General features: G+C 73.3%; 19 protein-coding genes. 12 read left to right on the top strand and 7 right to left on the bottom strand.

Features of this window, described 5'->3' with window-relative positions; genetic code table 11:
• Positions 1-23: 23 nt before the first annotated feature.
• The gene (locus ACIRPU_RS11480) at positions 24-1,631 is read left to right on the top strand and encodes an IucA/IucC family protein (protein ID WP_403864904.1); all 1,608 of its coding nucleotides are present in this window, start codon (positions 24-26) and stop codon (positions 1,629-1,631) included.
• Positions 1,632-1,736: 105 nt separating this feature from the next.
• Positions 1,737-3,239: an amidohydrolase gene (locus ACIRPU_RS11485; RefSeq protein WP_403864907.1), complete on the top strand. Its 1,503-nt coding sequence runs from the start codon at positions 1,737-1,739 to the stop codon at positions 3,237-3,239.
• A gap of 315 nt (positions 3,240-3,554) precedes the next feature.
• On the opposite strand, the gene ACIRPU_RS11490 is transcribed toward ACIRPU_RS11485, so the two are convergent.
• Positions 3,555-3,836 (bottom strand): hypothetical protein, encoded by a 282-nt coding sequence (locus ACIRPU_RS11490; RefSeq protein ID WP_403865114.1) that lies wholly within the window; start codon positions 3,834-3,836, stop codon positions 3,555-3,557.
• A gap of 207 nt (positions 3,837-4,043) precedes the next feature.
• Here ACIRPU_RS11490 and ACIRPU_RS11495 point away from each other — a divergent pair, with 207 nt between their 5' ends.
• The 3 genes from ACIRPU_RS11495 to ACIRPU_RS11505 all read left to right on the top strand — a co-directional run bounded on the left by ACIRPU_RS11495 (position 4,044) and on the right by ACIRPU_RS11505 (position 6,203).
• Positions 4,044-4,844 (top strand): cobalt-precorrin-6A reductase, encoded by an 801-nt coding sequence (locus ACIRPU_RS11495; RefSeq protein WP_403864910.1) that lies wholly within the window; start codon positions 4,044-4,046, stop codon positions 4,842-4,844.
• Positions 4,845-5,004: 160 nt separating this feature from the next.
• Positions 5,005-5,919 (top strand): HipA family kinase, encoded by a 915-nt coding sequence (locus ACIRPU_RS11500; RefSeq protein WP_403864913.1) that lies wholly within the window; start codon positions 5,005-5,007, stop codon positions 5,917-5,919.
• Positions 5,916-6,203 (top strand): SelT/SelW/SelH family protein, encoded by a 288-nt coding sequence (locus tag ACIRPU_RS11505; protein WP_355706960.1) that lies wholly within the window; start codon positions 5,916-5,918, stop codon positions 6,201-6,203. Before ACIRPU_RS11500 ends, ACIRPU_RS11505 begins: the two co-directional genes overlap by 4 nt.
• A gap of 22 nt (positions 6,204-6,225) precedes the next feature.
• Here the strand turns inward: ACIRPU_RS11505 and aceB are convergent, their stop codons facing one another.
• Positions 6,226-7,860 (bottom strand): malate synthase A, encoded by a 1,635-nt coding sequence (aceB, locus tag ACIRPU_RS11510; RefSeq protein ID WP_384119365.1) that lies wholly within the window; start codon positions 7,858-7,860, stop codon positions 6,226-6,228.
• A 184-nt stretch (positions 7,861-8,044) separates the two neighbouring features.
• A complete protein-coding gene (locus tag ACIRPU_RS11515; protein WP_403864916.1) occupies positions 8,045-8,656 on the bottom strand; it encodes an NTP transferase domain-containing protein in 612 nt (203 codons plus the stop codon).
• Positions 8,657-8,846: 190 nt separating this feature from the next.
• Here ACIRPU_RS11515 and ACIRPU_RS11520 point away from each other — a divergent pair, with 190 nt between their 5' ends.
• Positions 8,847-9,161: a DUF5955 family protein gene (locus ACIRPU_RS11520; protein ID WP_403864918.1), complete on the top strand. Its 315-nt coding sequence runs from the start codon at positions 8,847-8,849 to the stop codon at positions 9,159-9,161.
• A 54-nt stretch (positions 9,162-9,215) separates the two neighbouring features.
• Here the strand turns inward: ACIRPU_RS11520 and ACIRPU_RS11525 are convergent, their stop codons facing one another.
• Positions 9,216-10,013 (bottom strand): IclR family transcriptional regulator, encoded by a 798-nt coding sequence (locus tag ACIRPU_RS11525; protein WP_385557121.1) that lies wholly within the window; start codon positions 10,011-10,013, stop codon positions 9,216-9,218.
• Positions 10,014-10,281: 268 nt separating this feature from the next.
• Between ACIRPU_RS11525 and allB the strand changes: the two genes are divergently transcribed.
• Positions 10,282-11,619, top strand: a complete 1,338-nt coding sequence (gene allB / locus ACIRPU_RS11530; protein WP_403864921.1) for an allantoinase AllB — start codon at positions 10,282-10,284, stop codon at positions 11,617-11,619.
• A gap of 74 nt (positions 11,620-11,693) precedes the next feature.
• A complete protein-coding gene (gene alc, locus ACIRPU_RS11535; protein WP_403864924.1) occupies positions 11,694-12,809 on the top strand; it encodes an allantoicase in 1,116 nt (371 codons plus the stop codon).
• A gap of 361 nt (positions 12,810-13,170) precedes the next feature.
• On the opposite strand, the gene ACIRPU_RS11540 is transcribed toward alc, so the two are convergent.
• The gene (locus ACIRPU_RS11540) at positions 13,171-13,917 is read right to left on the bottom strand and encodes a 3-oxoacyl-ACP reductase family protein (protein ID WP_403864927.1); all 747 of its coding nucleotides are present in this window, start codon (positions 13,915-13,917) and stop codon (positions 13,171-13,173) included.
• A 125-nt stretch (positions 13,918-14,042) separates the two neighbouring features.
• Here ACIRPU_RS11540 and ACIRPU_RS11545 point away from each other — a divergent pair, with 125 nt between their 5' ends.
• On the top strand, positions 14,043-14,867 hold the full coding sequence (locus tag ACIRPU_RS11545; protein ID WP_403864930.1) for an AIM24 family protein: 825 nt from the start codon (positions 14,043-14,045) through the stop codon (positions 14,865-14,867).
• 118 nt (positions 14,868-14,985) lie between these two features.
• Here ACIRPU_RS11545 and ACIRPU_RS11550 read toward each other — a convergent pair whose 3' ends face one another.
• Together ACIRPU_RS11550 and ACIRPU_RS11555 are read right to left on the bottom strand one after the other, a co-directional pair.
• Positions 14,986-15,372, bottom strand: a complete 387-nt coding sequence (locus ACIRPU_RS11550; protein WP_403864933.1) for a ribonuclease domain-containing protein — start codon at positions 15,370-15,372, stop codon at positions 14,986-14,988.
• 295 nt (positions 15,373-15,667) lie between these two features.
• A complete protein-coding gene (locus tag ACIRPU_RS11555; RefSeq protein ID WP_384119346.1) occupies positions 15,668-16,684 on the bottom strand; it encodes a Gfo/Idh/MocA family oxidoreductase in 1,017 nt (338 codons plus the stop codon).
• Positions 16,685-16,812: 128 nt separating this feature from the next.
• On the opposite strand from ACIRPU_RS11555, the gene ACIRPU_RS11560 reads away from it, so the two are divergent.
• From ACIRPU_RS11560 to ACIRPU_RS11570, 3 genes are all read left to right on the top strand, one after another.
• On the top strand, positions 16,813-17,550 hold the full coding sequence (locus ACIRPU_RS11560; protein ID WP_403865093.1) for a GntR family transcriptional regulator: 738 nt from the start codon (positions 16,813-16,815) through the stop codon (positions 17,548-17,550).
• 431 nt (positions 17,551-17,981) lie between these two features.
• Complete coding sequence (locus tag ACIRPU_RS11565; RefSeq protein WP_355706949.1) at positions 17,982-19,133, top strand: ROK family glucokinase; 1,152 nt, start codon at positions 17,982-17,984, stop codon at positions 19,131-19,133.
• 69 nt (positions 19,134-19,202) lie between these two features.
• Complete coding sequence (locus tag ACIRPU_RS11570; protein WP_327185837.1) at positions 19,203-19,796, top strand: sugar kinase; 594 nt, start codon at positions 19,203-19,205, stop codon at positions 19,794-19,796.
• The last annotated feature ends 40 nt before the right edge of the window (positions 19,797-19,836 follow it).

Below are 19,836 nucleotides of genomic sequence, written 5' to 3' on the forward strand. Positions count from 1 at the left end.
AACCGTAGGGAACCAGGGAACCAGTGGATCGCGTGGACCTCATCCCCCCGCCCGCCGAGGCCGCGGCGCCCGCCGACGGCGTCGCCGAGCGCGCCGACGCCTACGCGGCGGCGCCGCTGCTGAACTGTCTGCTGCGGGAGGTCGCCGAACCGCTGCCCCACCCGCCGGACGGCGACGGACGGTGCGACGGCCGGTGTGACGGTAGGTGTGACGGTAGGTGTGACGGCCGGTTCGTGTACCGGCTGCCCGGCGAGGGGTCGCCCGGCGGCGGCCGGCTGCTGCGGGTGCGCGGCGCCCGGCGGCCCGCCGAGCCCGAGGTGTACACGGCGGGCGCCTGGCGCCGCCTCGGCCATGCCGAACTCGTCGCACTGGTCGCCGAGGTGCTGCGCGGGCACACCGGGCTGGACAACCGCGAGCTGCCCGCCGAGATGACCGACAGCAGGGACGTGGTCGCCGCGATGCTCACCGCACGCGCGCGTGCCACCCCGCCGCCGGGCGCCTATCTGCTCTCCGAGCAGTCGCTTCTCACCGGCCATCCCCACCATCCCGCGCCCAAGGCGCGCGGCGGCGGCCCGCCGGCCGGCTGGCTGCCGTACGCCCCGGAGGCTCACGCCCGCTTCCCGCTGGTCCTGCTGGGGCTGCGCGAGGACGCGGTCGTCGAGGAGGGCGACACCTGCGCGCTGGACGCCCTCGGCACGGCCCCGCCCGGCTACCGGCTGCTGCCCGCCCACCCCTGGCAGCTGGAGCTGGCCGGACCGGAGCTCGCCCCGGCCTTCGCCGACGGCCGTCTGATCCGGCTCGGCACGACCGGTTTCGACGCCTGGCCGACGGCCGCCGTACGGACGCTCTACGCACCCGAGCGGGACCTGTGCCTGAAGTTCAGCCTCGACGTCCGGATCACCAACGACATCCGCCGGCTGTGGCGGCACGACCTGCTGACACTGCGCCGCACCGACGAGGCGGCGGTCCAAGCCTTCGCGGCGGGCGGCGGCTCCGACGCCCGCCGTCCGGCGGTCTGGCTGAGCGACCGCGGCTACCGCACCGCCGCGTTCGCCTTCGAGGCGCTCGCCGTCCTGGTCCGCGACGGGCTCGCGGGCGCGCTGCCGCCCGGCACGACCCCGCTGCTGGCCGCCGGTCTGGTGGAGGGTTTCGACGGCAGCCCGCCGGCCCCCGCGGCGGACCCGGCGGCCTGGTGGGAGGCGTATCTCGCCGTCGTCGTCCCCCCGGCGCTGACGGCCTTCGCCGACCACGGTGTCGTCGTCGAGGCCCATCTCCAGAACACGCTCGTCGCCGTGGACGCCGACGGCACCCCCGTGCAGGCCCTGTTCCGGGACGCCGAGGGCGTGAAACTGCTGGCGGACGTGGGGCGGGCGGCCGGCTGGGAGCGGCTGGTGTACTGCCTGGTCGTGAACCATCTGTGGGAGGTCGCGGCGGCGCTCGCCGAACGTCACCCCGGCCTCGACCCCTGGCCGGCCGTGCGCCGTGAACTGGCCCGCCACGACCTTCCCGAGGTCACCGCCCTGCTGACCGCGCCCACCCTGCCCGGCAAGACGAACCTGCTGCTGCGCTGGACGGGCGCGGACGGCGCCGACGCCCGCTATCTGCCGCTGCCCAATCCCCTCGTTCGGTGAGGCGGACCGGGGGACGGAAGCGTGATCAGTAGATAAGGTAAGCCTAACTTTACCTGGCGGGATCCTCGGGGTGGGGAGAGACGCCCGGCGCAGAGAGAGGCTCTTATGGCGGACTACGCGAGCGCCGCACTGACGCTCGACCGGGTGCGGCTCGGCGCGGGCGGGCCGCTCGCCCGGCTGCGGATCGCGGACGGCAGGGTCACCCACGTCGTCGCGGAGGCGGAGACCGGGGGACGGGCGGTGGAGGCCGACGGCGAGCGCGTCGTCGACCTGGACGGGCGGGTGCTGCTGCCGGGCCTGTGGGACGCCCACGTCCACATGGCGGAGTGGGCGAGCGCCCGGCACCGCCTGGACCTGGCCGGCACCGCCTCCGCACGGGCGGTGGCCGACCTGGTCCGGGAGCGCGGCGGCGCGGCGCCCGACGGCACGGTGCTCTTCGGGTACGGGTTCCGGGACGGACTGTGGCCCGACGCCCCGCACAAGCGGCTCCTCGACGCGGTCCTGCCCGACCGGCCGGTCGCCCTGGTCAGCGCCGATCTGCACGCCGCGTGGCTGAACTCCGCCTGTCTCGCCCTCGTCGGCCGGGGCGACCACCCCACCGGCCTGGTCAGGGAGACCGAGTGCCACGAGGTCCTGTCCGCCCTCCCCAAGGCGCCGGCCGCGGTGGTCGACGGCTGGATCGCGGACGCCTGCGAGGCCGCCGCCGCACGCGGGGTCACCGGCGTCATCGACTTCCAGTTCGGCGACACGGTCGCGGACTGGGAGCGGCGCTCGGCCGCGTTCCGGCCGGCCGTGCGGGTGTCGGCCGCGATCTACCCGAGCCGCCTGGACGCGGCCGTGGAGCGTGGACTGCGTACGGGGGACGAGGTCGGCGCGCCCGGCGGCGTGGTGCGGGTGGGCCCGCTGAAGCTCTTCACCGACGGCTCGCTCAACACCCGCACCGCCCTGTGCCGCGATCCCTATCCGGGGCTGGAGGGCACGGACGGTTCGCACGGCATCGAGGAGACGCCCCCGCACGAGCTGGTGCGGCTCATGCGGCGGGCCGCCGCGCACGGCGTGGAACCCGCGGTGCACGCCATCGGCGACCACGCCAACACGATGGCCCTCGACGCCTTCGAGGCGGTGCGCTGCCGGGGCCGGATCGAACACGCGCAGCTGCTGAGCCCCGAAGACCTTCCGCGGTTCGCGCGGCTGGGCGTCACGGCGGGCGTCCAGCCCCGGCACGCGACGGACGACCGCGACGTGGCGGACCGGCACTGGGCCGGACGCACCGGACGCGCCTTCGCCTACGCCGATCTGCTCGCCGCCGGGGCGCGTCTGGAGTTCGGTTCCGACGCCCCGGTCTCGCCGCTCGACCCGTGGCTCGCCATCGCGTCGGCCGTCAGCCGGACCGACGACGAACGCCCCGCCTGGCACCCGGAGCAGCGTCTGTCCGTCCAGGACGCGCTGGTCGCGGCGGCCCGCGGACGCCGGCTCATCAGGGTCGGGGACCCGGCCGACCTGGTGGTCGTCGACGTGGACCCCTCGGAGGCCGGCCCGGACGCCCTGCGCGCGATGCCCGTGCACGCCACGATGACGGACGGCCGCTGGACCCATGGGCCGTACTGAGGCGGGGAACGACGGCCCGGCCACGCCGCCCCCGGACCGGTCGGGCCGGCCCGTCCCTCCGCGGCGCGCCGCTCTCGCGGTCCTGACCGCCCGGAACCACGTCCTGCGCGGCCTACGGGAATGCTGCACGCCGGTAGCCCAACTCCTCGCAGCGGTCAGCCTGTTGACGTGGTCGGCGCGGGCGTGCGTCCGGTGTGCGGCCGGGCGCGGCGCCCCGGAGCGGGGCGCCCGGCCACCGAATGGTGCGGGGGCTTCGGGGCGGACCCCGGGCCCGGAAGGGACCGTACCCTGCGGGCCCGGGGAGTTCGGGTGCGGTCAGGCCGCCGAGCTCCCGGCCAGCACGGAGCGGTGGATCTCCTCCGCCCGGACGGCGACCGTCGACAGCAGGGTGCTGGTCAGGACGGCCAGCCAGAGGGCGAGCCGCCCGGCGTCCCGTCCGGCCACGGCCTGGTCGATGACGACGCCGATGAGCACCGGTACCAGAGCTTCCCCGAGTTGGTGCACACACCCGAGCGCCGCGCCGAGACCGACGCGTCGCGCCTGCCCCTTGAGCGAGCGCGCCAGGACGTCCCGCCCCGACTGTTCCCCTGATCTCACCAGCCACCCTCCGGAAACCGGTCAACTTAGGCGAGGCTACTCTAAATAGATGCGGGCGAGTCAATGCCTTGTCGGCCCGCCGACCGCGCGCGAGCTCCCGCCCGCGACGGTGGTCCGGCCGGGCCGGGACCACTGTGCTTCAGTGAAGGGCGCGACCTTTTCGGCCGCGCCGCTCGGACCTCGTATCGCGGAAGGGACCCGGACTCCGTGCACGTACTGATCCTGGGCGGGACCACCGAGGCCCGTCGCCTCGCCGAACTCCTGGCGGCCGACGCCCGGCCCGGGATCCGCGTGACGACCTCCCTGGCCGGACGGGTGGCCGCGCCCCGGCTGCCGCCCGGCGAGGTCCGGGTGGGCGGCTTCGGCGGGGCCGGGGGGCTGGCCGCGTGGCTGGGCGGGCACGGAGTCGACGCGCTCGTCGACGCCACCCACCCCTTCGCCGGGACCGTCAGCCGCAACGCGGCGAAGGCCGCGGCCGACACCGGTGTCCCCCTGCTCGCGCTGCGCCGCCCGGGCTGGGTCCCGGTGGCCGGCGACGCCTGGCACGAGGCCGCTTCGCTGACGGAGGCCGCCGAGCTGCTGCCCTCGCTCGGCCGACGGGTGTTCCTCACCACCGGACGCCTGGGGCTGGCCGCCTTCGCCGCCCTGGACGACCTGTGGTTCCTCGTACGGTCCGTCGACGCGCCCGAGGCGCCCGCCCCGTCCCGCATGGAGGTGCTGCTCGATCGCGGGCCGTTCACGTTCGACGGCGAGCGCGAACTGCTGTGCCGTCACCGCATCGACGTCCTCGTGACCAAGGACAGCGGGGGAGCGGCCACCGCCCCGAAGCTGGCCGCAGCCCGCGCGGCGGGGCTGCCCGTGGTCGTGGTGCGCAGACCGCCGACGCCCGCGGGCGTCCGGGTCGTGGCGGGGCCGGAGCAGGCCCTGGAATGGCTCAGGGGCGTCGAACCGGATGGACCCGATGGGCCGGATGGACCGGGCGAACGGTGGGAACGGGCAGGGGAATAGGGGGCGTCGACGCCGCGTCAGGGGTGGACACGGCGCCGGGAAGCGTATGTGCGGGCGGTCGTCGGGGCCGCCGCAGGCCACCGCGCGCCCCTCCTCGAGGACGACGAGCCGGTGGTCGGCACGCCTGGTTACTATGTTTCTCCAGGCCAGAGGGAGAGCCATGTTGACCGAGGTCACAGCGACCCGCTACGTCGCTCCTCTGCGGGCGGGCGGCTCGGTGCCCGCCGTCGTCGAGGCCGACGACCTGGGCACCTACGTCGTGAAGTTCACGGGCTCCGCGCAGGGCCGCAAGGCGCTCGTCGCCGAGGTGATCGTCGGCGAGCTGGCGCGCGCCCTCGGGCTGCGCTTCCCCGAGCTGGTCCTGGTGCACTTCGACCCGGCGATCGCGGAGCGCGAACCGCACCAGGAGGTACGGGACCTGCACGCCGCGAGCGCGGGGCTCAACCTCGGGATGGACTTCCTGCCGGGCGCGCGGGACTTCACGCCGGAGGTCGCGGAGGCCTTCCCGGTGGAGCCGCTGGAGGCCGGGAGGATCGTCTGGCTGGACGCCCTGACGGTGAACGTCGACCGTACGGTCCACAGCTCCAACCTGATGGTGTGGCCGACGCTCGGCACCGTCCCGCCCCGGCTGTGGCTCATCGACCACGGCGCCGCCCTCGTCTTCCACCACCGCTGGGACGGCGCCGACCCCGAGAAACGCTACGACTTCCGCCACCACGCCCTCGGCCGCTGCGCCCCGGACACCAGGGCGGCCGACGCCGAGCTGGCGCCCAGGGTGACCGAGGAGCTGCTGCGCCGGATCGTGGCGGAGGTGCCGGACGCCTGGCTGGCCGACGAGGCGGAGTTCGCGGCCCCGGACGCGGCCCGGGAGGCGTATGTGCGCTACCTCCACGCGCGCGCGGCGGCCTCCGCGGCCTGGCTGCCCACCGACTTCCCCGCCCCGGAGGAGCTCGCCGCCGACGAGGCCCGGCGCGCGGCGAGGACCCGGCAAGGACGGCCCGACTGGCTGAAGCAGGTCCCCGACCTGCACGGCAAGCCGGCCGCGGAACAGGATTGGTCGGTGCACCTCGGATGAACGAGACGAGTGACGCGAGCGGGCGGGTCGAGATCGAGTACTGCACCCAGTGCCGGTGGCTGCCGCGCGCGGCCTGGCTGGCGCAGGAGCTGCTCACGACCTTCGAGGCCGAGCTGACGGAGCTCGCCCTGAAGCCCGGCACGGGCGGGGTCTTCGTCGTCCGGGTGAACGACGAGGTGGTCTGGGACCGCCGTGAACAGGGCTTCCCCGAGCCGACCGCGGTGAAGAAGCTCGTACGCGACCGAGTGGCCCCGGGGAAGTCCCTGGGCCACTCGGAGAGGTGAGCGGTCCGGTCGGCGCCGGTGCTCAGCCCTGGAGCCGCTCGTACGCGGGCAGGGTGAGGAAGTCCGCGTAGTCGTCGTCGAGGGAGACCGTCAGCAGCAGGTCGTGGGCCTGCTGCCAGTGGCCCGCCGCGAAGGCCTCCTCGCCGATCTCCGCGCGGATCGCGGCCAGTTCGGCGGCGGCGATCTCGCGGGCCAGCTCGGGCGTGGCCTTCACGGTCGTCCCGTCGTGCTCGAACTCGACCCCCGCGTTGATCCACTGCCAGATCTGCGAGCGGGAGATCTCGGCGGTGGCCGCGTCCTCCATCAGGTTGAAGATGGCGACCGCGCCCAGGCCGCGCAGCCAGGCCTCGATGTAACGGATCCCGACCTGCACGGCGTTGACCAGGCCCGGGTACGTCGGCCTGGCCTCCAGCGAGTCGACGGCGATCAGGTCCGCCGCCTTGACGTCGACGTCCTCGCGCAGCCGGTCCTTCTGGTTCGGCCGGTCGCCGAGCACGGCGTCGAAGGAGGCCAGGGCGATCGGCACCAGGTCCGGGTGGGCCACCCACGACCCGTCGAAACCGTCGTTCGCCTCGCGGTCCTTGTCCGCCTTGACCTTCTCGAAGGCGACCTTGTTGACCTCCTCGTCGCGGCGGGACGGGATGAAGGCCGCCATGCCGCCGATGGCGTGCGCGCCGCGCTTGTGGCAGGTGCGGACGAGGAGTTCGGTGTACGCCCGCATGAACGGGGCGGTCATCGTGACCGCGTTGCGGTCCGGGAGGACGAACTTGGCGCCGCCGTCACGGAAGTTCTTGATGATGGAGAACAGGTAGTCCCAGCGGCCGGCGTTCAACCCGGAGGCGTGGTCGCGGAGTTCGTACAGGATCTCGTCCATCTCGTACGCGGCCGTGATCGTCTCGATGAGCACGGTGGCGCGGACGCTGCCCTGCGGGATGCCGACGTGGTCCTGCGCGAAGACGAACACCTCGTTCCAGAGGCGGGCCTCCAGGTGCGACTCCGTCTTCGGGAGGTAGAAGTACGGGCCCTTGCCCAGGTCGAGGAGACGCTGGGCGTTGTGGAAGAAGTAGAGGCCGAAGTCGACGAGGGCGCCGGGGACCTGACGGCCGTCCGCGTCGACGAGATGACGCTCGTTCAGATGCCAGCCGCGCGGGCGCATGACGACCGTGGCGAGCTCGTCCGCGTCCTTCAGGGCGTACGACTTGCCCGAGCCGGGATCCGTGAAGTCGATGCGCCGGGTGTAGGCGTCGGCCAGGTTGATCTGACCGAGGACGACGTTCTCCCAGGTCGGCGCCGAGGCGTCCTCGAAGTCCGCGAGCCAGACACGGGCGCCCGAGTTGAGGGCGTTGACGGTCATCTTGCGGTCGGTCGGGCCGGTGATCTCGACCCGGCGGTCGTCCAGGGCCGCGGGGGAGGGGGCCACCCGCCAGGAGTCGTCGGCGCGGATCGCGGCGGTCTCCGGGAGGAAGTCCAGGGTGGAGGTGCGGGCGATCTCGGCGCGGCGCTCCGCGCGCCGGGCGAGGAGCTCGTCACGGCGCGGGGTGAACCGCCGGTGCAGCTCGGCCACGAAGGCGAGCGCCGCCTCGGTGAGGACCTCCTCCTGCCGCGGCAGGGGCTCGGCGTCGACGATGGCCAGCGGGGACGGCGCTGGTGCGGACATGAGCGGTCACTTCCTTCAGCGGTGGCACCGGGTGCCAGTCGAACCGGGTGCGGCGGGCGGGGGCCCCGGACGGGCCGGGTCCTTCTGAACAGTGGATACTAGTTTCCTCATCGTGGAACTTCAATGATTTGTTGATGTCGAGAATCTCTGCGTCGAGGCGAGGTGGCGCTCAGTGCCAGGCCCCTCACTCAAGGTGGACGAGATCCTGCGGGGTGTCGATGTCGAAGGGGCGGGCCACGTCCGCGCACTCGACGAGCGTGATCGCCTGCTCGTGCTCCTTCAGATAGGCCCGCGCCCCCCGGTCGCCGGTGGCGGTCGCGGCGATGCCCGCCCAGTGGGCGGCCCCGAACAGGACGGGATGGCCGCGTACGCCGTCGTAGGCGGCGCACACGAGCGAGGACTCGTCCTCGTGGGCGGCCAGCACCCGGGCCACGGCCCGCGGCCCGATGCCCGGCTGATCGACGAGGAGGACCAGCGCGGCGCGCGCCCCCGTCCCGGCGAGCGAGTCCAGCCCGGCCCGCAGCGACGTGCCCATGCCCTGCTCCCACTCCGGGTTCGGCACGATCACGCACCCCTCCAGCCGCGCCCGCTCCCGTACGGTGTCGGCGGCGGCCCCGAGGACCACGTGCACCCGCGTGCAGCCCGCCGTACGCAGGACCCCCACCGCGTGTTCGACGAGCGGCCGACCCCGGTGTTCGAGCAGCGCCTTGGGGCGCCCGCCGAGCCGGCGGCCCCCGCCCGCCGCGAGGAGCAGGCCGGTCACCTGGTGCGCGGCCCGGTCTTCGTTTTGCGTCATGCGTCCTGCATACCTGACGTGGCGTCGGCCGCGCGGTTTCGTGGGGCTGAATTTCGGTCCGCGCAGTGGCGCGCGCCGCATCGGGTGGCGTTTACTGACCCGCGCGTCCTACGGTTCCCGGGCGGTGCCGCGGGGCTGCGGGGCGGGTGGGCGCGCACGCGCGCCCAGTGGAGCGCGCGGGGGGAGAGCTGTGTTGCGGAGCTTGAGACAGAGGGCAGTGACCGGCAGCTACGAGGATCCGAGGGTGGTGCGACTGCGGACCGCGGTGTCCCGGCTGCGCCGCGAACTCGCCACGTATCCGGCCGAGTTCCCGGACCGGGCGATCGCCGAGGACGAACTCGCCGCGCTCGCCGCGATGGTGACCCACGGCGTCCCCGAAGTCCCCCGGTTACGCCGCTCCTTGCTGCTGATCGCGAGCGCGATCGGCTCGGTGAGCGCACTGGCCCGGGGCCTGTCGGAGGTACGTGACGCCGTGGAGCTGTTCGGGCGGACGCCGCGCCGCTGAGCGGTCGAGGGCGCCGCCGGGCGGGTGGCGGCGAGACCCCGCCGCGGGCCCGTCCTAGACCGCGGGACCGGAACTCGTCAGCGCCTGTGACAGCTCCACCGCCACCTGCCGCAGTACCGGCACGATCTTCTCCGTGGCCGACTCCGTGACGCGGCCGGCCGGGCCGGAGATGGAGATCGCCGCGGGGGTGGGGGAGTCCGGCACCGGCACCGCCAGGCAGCGCACGCCGATCTCCTGCTCGTTGTCGTCGACCGCGTAACCGGCCTGCCGCACGTCCGCGAGGGCCGCGAGGAAACCGTCCGCGGTGGTGATCGTCTTGTCGGTGGCGGCGGGCATGCCGGTGCGGGCCAGCAGGGCGCGCACCTCGTCGTCCGGGAAGCCCGCGAGCAGCGCCTTGCCGACGCCCGTGGAGTGCGGCAGGACGCGACGGCCGACCTCGGTGAACATCCGCATCGAGTGCTTGGACGGCACCTGCGCCACGTACACGATCTCGTCGCCGTCGAGCAGCGCCATGTTGGCCGTCTCGCCGGTCTCCTCGACCAGGCGGGCCAGGTAGGGGCGGGCCCAGGTGCCCAGCAGCCGGGCGGCGGACTCGCCGAGCCGGATCAGCCGAGGGCCCAGCGCGTAGCGCCGGTTGGGCTGCTGGCGGACGTAGCCGCAGACCACCAGGGTGCGCATCAGGCGGTGAATGGTCGGCAGGGGCAGCCCGCTGCTCGCGGACAGCTCGCTCAGGCCGACCTCGCCGCCCGCGTCCGCCATCCGCTCGAGGAGATCGAAGGCGCGCTCGAGGGACTGGACCCCGCCGCTGGCTGACTTGGCGGAGTCGGTGGTGCTGGCGCTGGACGTCGGCACGGCGCGTTCCTTTCGAAACCTGGCGGAAGGGCTGAAGCCTACCCGGCGGTCGGTTGACTCCCTGCTTGCGCGTCGTTAGGTTCTGCTGGCCGGAATAGTAATTCCATTATGTGGAAACGTCCAGAGTGTCGGGGGTGGGTGCACTCTGGGGGAGTGTGCCCTTGACGGCATGGGGGCGGGAGGGAAGACTCCTTCAACAGAACGTTGAATTCCGTTACGTGGAAGTTTCTTCGGCGTGACCGGAGGAGAACGGAAGAGAGGGGTCCGGGTGTCCGACGCCGAACTGGTGCTGCGCTCGACGCGCGTCATCACTCCCGAAGGGTCACGGCCCGCCGCGGTCGCGGTCGCCGCCGGCCGGATCACGGCCGTCCTGCCGTACGACACCCCCGTCCCCGAGGGGGCCGGGCTGGAGGACTTCGGCGACGACGTCCTGCTGCCCGGCCTGGTCGACACCCATGTGCACGTCAACGATCCCGGCCGCACCCACTGGGAGGGCTTCTGGACCGCCACCCGGGCGGCGGCCGCCGGCGGCATCACGACCCTCGTCGACATGCCCCTCAACTCCCTCCCGCCGACCACGACGGTCGACCACCTCCGGATCAAGCGGGAGGTCGCCGCCGACAAGGCGCACATCGACGTCGGCTTCTGGGGCGGCGCCCTGCCCGACAACGTCAAGGACCTGCGCCCGCTGCACGAGTCCGGCGTCTTCGGCTTCAAGGCGTTCCTCTCCCCGTCGGGCGTCGACGAGTTCCCGCACCTCGACCAGGACCGGCTCGCCCGCTCCCTCGCCGAGATCGCCGGCTTCGACGGCCTGCTGATCGTGCACGCCGAGGACCCGCACCACCTCGACGCCGCCCCGCAGCAAGGCGGCCCCAGGTACGCCGACTTCCTGGCCAGCCGTCCCCGCGACGCCGAGGACACCGCCATCGCGCATCTCGTCGCGCAGGCGAAGCGCCTGCACGCGCGCGTGCATGTGCTGCACCTCTCCTCCAGCGACGCGCTGCCGCTGATCGCCGCCGCCAAGGCGGAGGGCGTCCGCGTCACGGCCGAGACGTGCCCGCACTACCTGACCCTGACGGCCGAGGAAGTCCCCGACGGCGCAAGCGAGTTCAAGTGCTGCCCGCCCATCCGCGAGTCCGCCAACCAGGAGCTGCTCTGGCAGGCCCTGGCGGACGGCACGATCGACTGTGTGGTCACCGACCACTCCCCGTCCACGGCCGACCTCAAGACCGACGACTTCGCGACGGCCTGGGGCGGCATCTCGGGCCTTCAGCTCAGCCTGGCGGCCGTGTGGACGCAGGCCCGCCGACGGGGCCACGGCCTCGAGGACGTCGTCCGGTGGATGTCCGCCCGCACGGCGGCCCTGGTGGGCCTCCCCGGCAAGGGCGCGATCGAAGCGGGCCGCGACGCCGACTTCGCCGTCCTCGCCCCCGACGAGACCTTCACCGTCGACCCGGCGGCACTCCAGCACCGCAACCGCGTCACGGCGTACGCCGGGAAGACCCTGTACGGCGTCGTGAAATCCACCTGGCTGCGCGGCGAACGCATCTTCTCGGACGGCGAGTTCACCGAGCCGAAAGGCCGGCTCCTCACCCGCACCCCCTGAGCCGAAGGGGCGCCCGACCCGCCCTCCGGCTCCAACCCGCACCGGCCGACTCCCGAAAGGCAGACCTGATCACCGTGACGGCGATAGAGAGCTTCACCGGCGACGCGAACCCCTACGGCGGCGGCGACCCGTACGCGGACTACCGCACCGCCGACTTCCCCTTCACCCGGTACGCCGACCTCGCCGGCCGGCAGCTCGGAGCCGGGGTCGTCGCCGCCAACGACGAGTTCTTCGCCCAGCGCGAGAACCTGCTGACGCCCGGACCCGCCGAGTTCGACCCGGAGCACTTCGGGCACAAGGGCAAGGTCATGGACGGCTGGGAGACCCGCCGCCGCCGCGGCGCCTCCGCCGACCACCCCTGGCCGACCGCCGAGGACCACGACTGGGCGCTCGTCCGCCTCGGCGCGCCCGGCGTGATCCGGGGCATCGTCGTCGACACGGCGCACTTCCGCGGCAACTACCCGCAGGCGGTGTCGGTCGAGGGCGCCTCGGTACCCGGCTCGCCGTCCCCCGAGGAGCTCCTCGGCGACCATGTGAAGTGGACGACGCTGGTCCCGCGCACACCGGTCGGCGGCCACGCGGCGAACGGCTTCCCCGTGTCGGTGGAGCAGCGCTTCACCCACCTGAGGGTCAACCAGCACCCCGACGGCGGCATCGCCCGCCTGCGCGTGCACGGGGAGGTCGTGCCCGATCCCGGGTGGCTGACGGCGCTCGGCACCTTCGACGTCGTCGCCCTGGAGAACGGCGGCCGCGCCGAGGACGCCTCCAACCTCTTCTACTCGCCGGCGAGCAACACCATCCAGCCGGGCCGCTCCCGCAAGATGGACGACGGCTGGGAGACCCGCCGCCGCCGCGACCGGGGCAACGACTGGATCCGCTACCGCCTGGCGGCCCAGGCGCGGATCCGCGCGCTGGAGATCGACACGGCCTACCTGAAGGGCAACAGCGCCGGCTGGGCCTCGGTGTCGGTCAAGGACGGCGAGAACGGCGAGTGGACGGAGATCCTCCCGCGCACCCGTCTCCAGCCCGACACCGACCACCGCTTCGTCCTGCCGGCCCCGGCGGTCGGCACGCACGCGCGCGTGGACATCTATCCCGACGGCGGCATCTCCCGTCTGCGCCTGTTCGGCTCCCTCACGGAGGCGGGCACGGCGGCGCTGACGGCCCGCCACCAGGAACTCGGCGGCTGAGCCGACCGCCGCCCCCGTGCCCCCCGAAAGGGAGGCGGCGTTCACGGGGGCGGTGACACGCCCCCGTCCGCCCCCCACCCTCCACGAGAGCCTCACCCGACCCGGGCCTGATCCTGATCCCGGCCCGGCCCTGATCCCGGCCCGGGCCCGGGCCCGGGCCTGATCCCGGCCCAGGCCCCGGCCCCGGTCCTGATCCCGGTCCCGGTCCTGATCCCGGCCCAAGCCCGATCCCGGCCCCGCCCCCGGTTCCGATCCCGGCCCCGATCCCCATCCGGATCTCGGCCCCGGCCCCGGCCCGGTTCCGATCCCGGGCCGATGCCGATGCCGATGCCGATGCCGATGCCGACGGCGATGCCGATCCCTATGCCGCGTGACCGCCGTCGACGGCGAACTCGGCGCCCGTGACGTACGCGGCCACCGCCAGGTGCGCGACCGTCGCGGCCACCTCCTGCGCCGTGCCGAAGCGGCCCAGCGCGGTCATCGTCGTCTGACCCGCCGCGTACGGGCCGTCCGCCGGGTTCATGTCCGTGTCGATCGGGCCGGGGTGGACGAGGTTCGCGGTGATCCCGCGCGGGCCCAGTTCCCGGGCGAGCGCCTTGGTCAGGCCGATCAGGGCCGACTTGCTCATCGCGTACAGGGTCCCGCCGGGGCCGGGCACCCGCTGGGTCATACAGGTGCCGATCGTGATGATCCGGCCGCCGTCCGCCATCCGCCCGGCGGCGGCCTGCGAGGCCAGGAAGACCCCGCGCACGTTCACGGCGAGCACCCGGTCGACGTCGGAGAGGCCGAGCCCCTCCAGCGGCCCGAGGACGCCGATACCCGCGTTGTTCACCAGCACGTCGAGGCCGCCCAGCGCCCGGACCGTACGGTCCACCGCCCCGGCCGCCTCGTCCGGGTCCGCCGAGTCCGCGCGCAGGGCCACCGCCCGCCGTCCCAGCGCCTCCACCGCCCGTACGACGTCCTCCGCCGCCTCCTTGTCGTTCACGTACGTCACCGCCACGTCCGCGCCCTCGCCTGCGAGCCGCAGGGCGGTGGCCGCTCCGATGCCGCGGCTGCCGCCGGTCACGAGGGCCACCTTGCCGTTCAGCGTCTTCTCGGTCGTTGTCATGGGTCCATCCCAGCGGCCGGCTCCGCGTCCTGCTGGCGGTGAACGGACGTCGAGGTCCGGCCCCGCGCGGGTACGCCGTCCGAGGAGACCGGAACTCTTTCCTCCGCCTTCCGCGTTCTCCTTCTGTGACCCTTCAGCAAGAGATCGTCGGCAACGCCATGCAGATGGCGGTCGTCAGCCTGCAGCCCGGCCAGACCGTGTACTGCGAGGCGGGAAAGTTCCTCTTCAAGACCACGAACGTGACCATGGAGACCCGGCTGGGCGGCCCCTCCGGCGGCAGCGGTGGGCAACCGCAGGGCGGCGGCCCGTCCGGCGGCGGCATGGGCGGCATGCTGCGCCAGGCCATGGGCACCGCCATGCAGGTCGGCCAGCGCGCGCTCGCGGGCGAGTCGCTGGCGTTCCAGTACTTCACCGCCCAGGGCGGCGAGGGCACGGTCGGCTTCGCGGGCGTGCTCCCCGGTGAGATGCGCGCCCTGGAGCTGGACGGCACACGCGCGTGGTTCGCCGAGAAGGACGCCTTCGTGGCCGCCGAGGCCAGCGTCGACTTCGGCATCGCCTTCCAGGGCGGCCGGACCGGCATGAAGGGCGGCGAGGGCTTCGTCCTGGAGAAGTTCACCGGCCGCGGCACGGTGATCATCGCGGGGGCCGGCAACTTCATCGACCTCGATCCGGCCGACTTCGGGGGCCGCGTCGAGGTGGACACCGGCTGCGTGGTCGCCTTCGAGGAGGGCATCCGGTACGGCGTCCAGCGCGTCGGCGGTCTCAACCGCCAAGGGGTCATGAACGCGGTGTTCGGCGGCGAGGGCCTGTCCCTGGCCACCCTGGAGGGCAGCGGCCGCGTCATCCTCCAGTCCCTCACCATCGAGAGTCTCGCCAACGCCCTGAGGAAGGCCCAGGGCGGCGACAAGCAGGGGCCGACCGGCGGACTGTTCTCGACGAACGCGGGCTGAACCGAGAACCCTCCTCGGCCGTCGCGCCGACCGGCCGGACGTGCCTCGCCCCGCGGCCTGGAGACGTGGGGGGTCCGCGGGGCGAGGGTCTGGGGATCGGACTGGCGAGCGGTGTCGGTCAGCAGCCGTAGTTGATCAGGTTGAAGGTGACGTAGTGGTCCGCGGTGTAGTAGTCCTCGGCGGACTTCTTCCCGGTCACGATGCGGCGCGCGCCGCGCGTCGAGGAGCCCGGGGTCTTCACCGTGTACTCGTGGTAGTAGCCGGTGGTCTGACCGGGCAGCACGCCTTCCCGGTTCTGGAAGACGGCGCCGTCCTGCGAGTACGGGAACGGCCCGCCCGCGTCGATGAGGTCGAGCGTGTCGTACGCCTGGGCGGGCAGCTTCGTGTAGCAGACGCTGCCGACGGCGGCGTGCGCCGTGGTGGCGGAGACGGCGCCGCCGACGAGGAGGGCGGACAGGACGGCCGCCGACGTGACGGTACGAGTGATCCGTGGGGGGAATCTCATGGCCACATGATGACGCGCGTAGACAGTGTCATGTCAATGACAAGGCGCGGGAATTCGCCTTCGGGTCCGAGAAGTTTTCACGGCGTTAACCGGAGTCCGGACCCGTGCGCTCAGCCGGACTTCCGGCTCTCCGCACCGGCGAACAGGGCGAACGCCGGCACGATCGGCGCGGCGCTCAGGCACACCTCGTAGCCGTCGAGGAACCCGAGGCGCCGCAGTGCGCAGCCTCCGGTGCGCTGGTGACCCGGCGGTCGCCCCGCCCAACCCCCGCCTGCCGCCGGGCCCCGGCGCCGGCTCACCCCGTCCCGGAAGTCACCGGGATCTCCGCGAGCCACACCGCCCTGCGGTCCCGCCGGGACAGCTCGCAGGCCTCGGCGATCCGCAGGGCCTCGAGCGCCTCGCGGCCGCCGCAGGGGTTGGCCCGCTCGCCCCGCACCACGTCCACGAAGGCGTTCAGCTCCGCCGTGTACGCGGGCTCGAACCGCTCCAGGAACCCCGTCCACGGTTTGTCCGCGGCCGGTGGACCGGTGGGTTCGGTGGACGCGATCGGGGTGCGGTCGTCCAGGCCCACGACGATCTGGTCGAGCTCCCCGGCCAGCTCCATGCGGACGTCGTAGCCCGCCCCGTTCAGCCGCGTCGCCGTCGCCGTGGCGAGGGTGCCGTCGTCGAGCGTGAGGACCGCCGCCGCCGTGTCCACGTCCCCCGCCTCGCGGAACATCGCGGGCCCGGCGTCGGAGCCGGCGGCGTACACCTCCGTCACCTCGCGGCCGGTCACCCAACGCAGACAGTCGAAGTCGTGCAGGAGCGCGTCCCGGTAGATCCCGCCGGACACGGGCAGCCACGCGGCCGGCGGCGCCGACTGGTCGGACGTCAGCGCCCGCACGGTGTGCAGCCGCCCGAGCCGCCCCGAACGCACCGCTTCCCGGGCCCCTGTGTACCCCGCGTCGAAGCGGCGCTGGAAGCCCATGTGAAGGATCGTTCCGGCGGTCTCGACCTCGGCGATCGCCTGTAAGGTCCCCGCCAGATCGAGGGCGATCGGCTTCTCGCAGAAGACCGGAAGCCCGGAGCGTGCTGCCCGACCGATCAGTTCGGCGTGGGCCGAGGTGGCCGTCGTGATGACCACGGCGTCCACGCCCCAGCGGAAGATCTCGTCCACCCCTGGGGCGGCCGTCTCGCCCAGCCGGTGCGCGAGCTCCTGGGCCCGCGCGTGGTCCGCGTCCGTCAGGATCAGGGATCCGACCTCGCGGTGACGGCTGAGTGTGTTCGCATGAATGGTGCCTATGCGGCCCGTCCCGATGACCCCGATGCGCATGAGACAAAGGTGCGTTGCGGGCCGGGCGCTGTCAATGCGTATGTCCGGACAACCGAACTACACAACTTCCCGTCAACCGGTCACGGAGCTACGCTCGGGCCGTGCCGAAACCAGAAGTGGACCCGACCGTGCAGCTAGAACTACGTGTGGACCGAAGTTCTCCGGTGCCGTTGTACTTCCAGCTCGCCCAGCAGCTGGAGGCCGCTATCGAGCACGGATCGCTCACTCCCGGCAGCCTGCTGGGCAACGAGATCGAACTCGCCGCCCGGCTCGGCCTGTCCCGGCCGACCGTCCGCCAGGCGATCCAGTCGCTCGTCGACAAGGGCCTCCTCGTCCGTCGCAGGGGGGTCGGCACGCAGGTCGTGCACAGCCAGGTCAAGCGCCCGCTGGAGCTCAGCAGCCTCTACGACGACCTGGAGGCCGCCGGGCAGCGTCCCGCGACGACGGTGCTGGTCAACACCATGGTCCCGGCGTCCGCCGAAGTCGCCGCCGCGCTCGCGGTGGCCGAGGGCAGCGACGTGCACCGGGTGGAGCGGCTGCGCCTGGCGCACGGGGAGCCGATGGCGTACCTGTGCAATCACCTGCCGTCCGGCCTGCTCGACCTGGACACCGGGCAGCTCCAGGCCACCGGCCTGTACCGGCTGATGCGGTCCGCCGGGATCACCCTGCACAGCGCCCGCCAGTCCATCGGCGCCCGCGCCGCCACCGCCGCCGAGGCCGAGCGGCTCGCCGAGGAGGAGGGCGCCCCGCTGCTGACGATGCAGCGCACGACCTTCGACGACACCGGCCGGGCGGTGGAGTTCGGCGACCACATCTACCGGCCGACCCGCTACTCCTTCGAGTTCCAGCTGCTCGTACGCCCCTGAGGACCACTCGTGCACCCCTGAGGACCACTCGTGCACCCCTGAGGACCGCTCGTGCGTCCCTGAGTTCCGGCTGCGCGATCGGCCCGCGTAGGTCGCATTGTCCGGACAATGTGACCGGATGTCCGGACAAGGGGAGTGATGGGTGATCTCCGCCCCGCACGTGCGTGACCCTTGTGTTCGACAAGGGAGTGTCCGGCACGCGTCCTGCGGAGGGGCGACCCGCCGCCTCGAGATCGCACGCGCCGGACGCCGCGAGCCTCGCCCTTCGGGCACCCGGCGCCCCACCGCGGACCCGAGCCGGGGGGCGCGGGGCCGTGCCGAGGCGCAGACGGCGCGACCGGCCACGACCCGCCCGGGCCCGGCACAGGCCGCCCGGCCCCGCCGCCGCCCCGCTCGGCACCCGGCGGGAGGGTGAGGCAGAATCGGCGGCGATGAGCACCTACGGCAACTTCACCGCCCCCATCGGCTCCCGCCGCGCCCCCGCACTCCGCACCGTGGGCACCAGGGAGCGCCGATCGCACCTCACCGCGCCCCGAGTGCCGACGGTCGGCATCGACATCGGTGGCACCAAGGTGATGGCGGGGGTCGTCGACGCCGACGGCAACATCCTGGAGAAGATCCGCGCGGAGACTCCGGACAAGTCCAAGAGCCCGAAGGTCGTGGAGGACACGATCGTCGAGCTGGTCCTGGACCTGTCCGACCGCCACGACGTGCACGCGGTCGGCGTCGGCGCGGCGGGATGGGTCGACGCGGACCGCAATCGCGTCCTGTTCGCACCCCACCTGTCCTGGCGCAACGAGCCGCTGCGCGACCGCCTCTCCGGCCGTCTCGCGGTTCCCGTGCTGGTGGACAACGACGCCAACACCGCCGCCTGGGCGGAGTGGCGTTTCGGCGCGGGCCGCGGCGAGGACCACCTGGTCATGATCACCCTCGGCACCGGAATCGGCGGCGCGATCCTGGAGGACGGGCAGGTCAAGCGCGGCAAGTACGGCGTCGCCGGTGAGTTCGGCCATATGCAGGTCGTGCCCGGCGGCCACCGCTGCCCGTGCGGCAACCGCGGCTGCTGGGAGCAGTACAGCTCGGGCAACGCGCTGGTCAGGGAGGCCCGTGAACTGGCCGCCGCCGACTCCCCGGTGGCGTACGGGATCATCGAGCACGTCAAGGGCAACATCGGCGACATCACCGGCCCGATGATCACCGAGCTGGCCCGCGAGGGCGACGCCATGTGCATCGAGCTGCTCCAGGACATCGGCCAGTGGCTCGGCGTCGGCATCGCCAACCTGGCGGCCGCCCTCGACCCGTCCTGCTTCGTGATCGGCGGCGGAGTCTCCGCCGCCGACGACCTGCTGATCAGCCCCGCGCGGGACGCGTTCAAGCGCCAGCTCACCGGCCGCGGCTACCGCCCCGAGGCCCGGATCGTCCGCGCCCAGCTGGGCCCCGAGGCGGGTATGGTCGGCGCGGCCGACCTGGCCCGCCTGGTCGCCCGCCGCTTCCGGCGCGCCAAGCGCCGCCGCGTGGAGCGCTACGAGCGCTTCGAACGGTTCACCGAGGCGGCCCGCCGTACCACCCAGGACACGGCGTGACCGCCGTACCGCCCCGCCCCCAGGACACCGCATGACCGCCGCACGACCCCGCACGACCCTGGACACCGCATGACAGCATCGCTGCCCCGCCAGGCCGCGCCCCCCGACGAGCCGCACCGCCCGCCGGAGGACCGCCGGCACGTGATCCGCCGCAGGGCGCTCACCCTGCTGATCATCGTGCTGCTCATCGGCGTCCCGGCCGGCTACCTGGTGATCTCCGCCAACCAGAGCCGCGACAGCGGCAAGGACAAGGAGGCCAAGTACTCGGCGACCGGCCTGACCGAGGGCTGGCCGTCGAAGGTCCAGCGCCGCCTGTACCAGGTGCCGATCCCGCACCCCTCGAACCAGGTCGCCTACTACGAGACGAACAACTGGAAGACCAGCCGTCTGTACGCGCAGTTCCAGACCACACAGGTCGGACTCGACGAGTTCCTCGCCGGCATCGGCGTCAGCAGGGCCGACCTGAAGAAGGGCGAGATCACCATCAGCGCCCGCGACCAGGAGGTCACGGGCTGGAAGTTCACGGGCCCCGGCTCGCGCCCCGGCGACGACTTCGGCATCGTCCACGAACAGAAGAAGCCCATGCCGACGCTGGACGTCGTGGTGAACACCGGCAACGCGATCTACCCCTTCGTCTACGTGGTCTCCCGTACCGTCCCCTGACCGGCCTCGGCCAAGGTCCCGGCCGGACCGCGAAGCGGTG

Source organism: Streptomyces sp. NPDC102259 (assembly GCF_044766465.1).
Lineage (GTDB): Bacteria > Actinomycetota > Actinomycetes > Streptomycetales > Streptomycetaceae > Streptomyces.

Bases quoted from the DNA above. Each gene is read 5' to 3' on its own strand.
- ACIRPU_RS11485 (WP_403864907.1), top strand. From the start codon at position 1,737: ATGGCGGACTACGCGAGCGCCGCACTGACGCTCGACCGGGTGCGGCTC.
- ACIRPU_RS11500 (WP_403864913.1), top strand. From the start codon at position 5,005: ATGTTGACCGAGGTCACAGCGACCCGCTACGTCGCTCCTCTGCGGGCG.
- ACIRPU_RS11505 (WP_355706960.1), top strand. From the start codon at position 5,916: ATGAACGAGACGAGTGACGCGAGCGGGCGGGTCGAGATCGAGTACTGC.
- aceB (WP_384119365.1), bottom strand. From the start codon at position 7,860: ATGTCCGCACCAGCGCCGTCCCCGCTGGCCATCGTCGACGCCGAGCCC.
- ACIRPU_RS11515 (WP_403864916.1), bottom strand. From the start codon at position 8,656: ATGACGCAAAACGAAGACCGGGCCGCGCACCAGGTGACCGGCCTGCTC.
- ACIRPU_RS11540 (WP_403864927.1), bottom strand. From the start codon at position 13,917: ATGACAACGACCGAGAAGACGCTGAACGGCAAGGTGGCCCTCGTGACC.
- ACIRPU_RS11550 (WP_403864933.1), bottom strand. From the start codon at position 15,372: ATGAGATTCCCCCCACGGATCACTCGTACCGTCACGTCGGCGGCCGTC.
- ACIRPU_RS11555 (WP_384119346.1), bottom strand. From the start codon at position 16,684: ATGCGCATCGGGGTCATCGGGACGGGCCGCATAGGCACCATTCATGCG.
- ACIRPU_RS11565 (WP_355706949.1), top strand. From the start codon at position 17,982: ATGAGCACCTACGGCAACTTCACCGCCCCCATCGGCTCCCGCCGCGCC.
- ACIRPU_RS11570 (WP_327185837.1), top strand. From the start codon at position 19,203: ATGACAGCATCGCTGCCCCGCCAGGCCGCGCCCCCCGACGAGCCGCAC.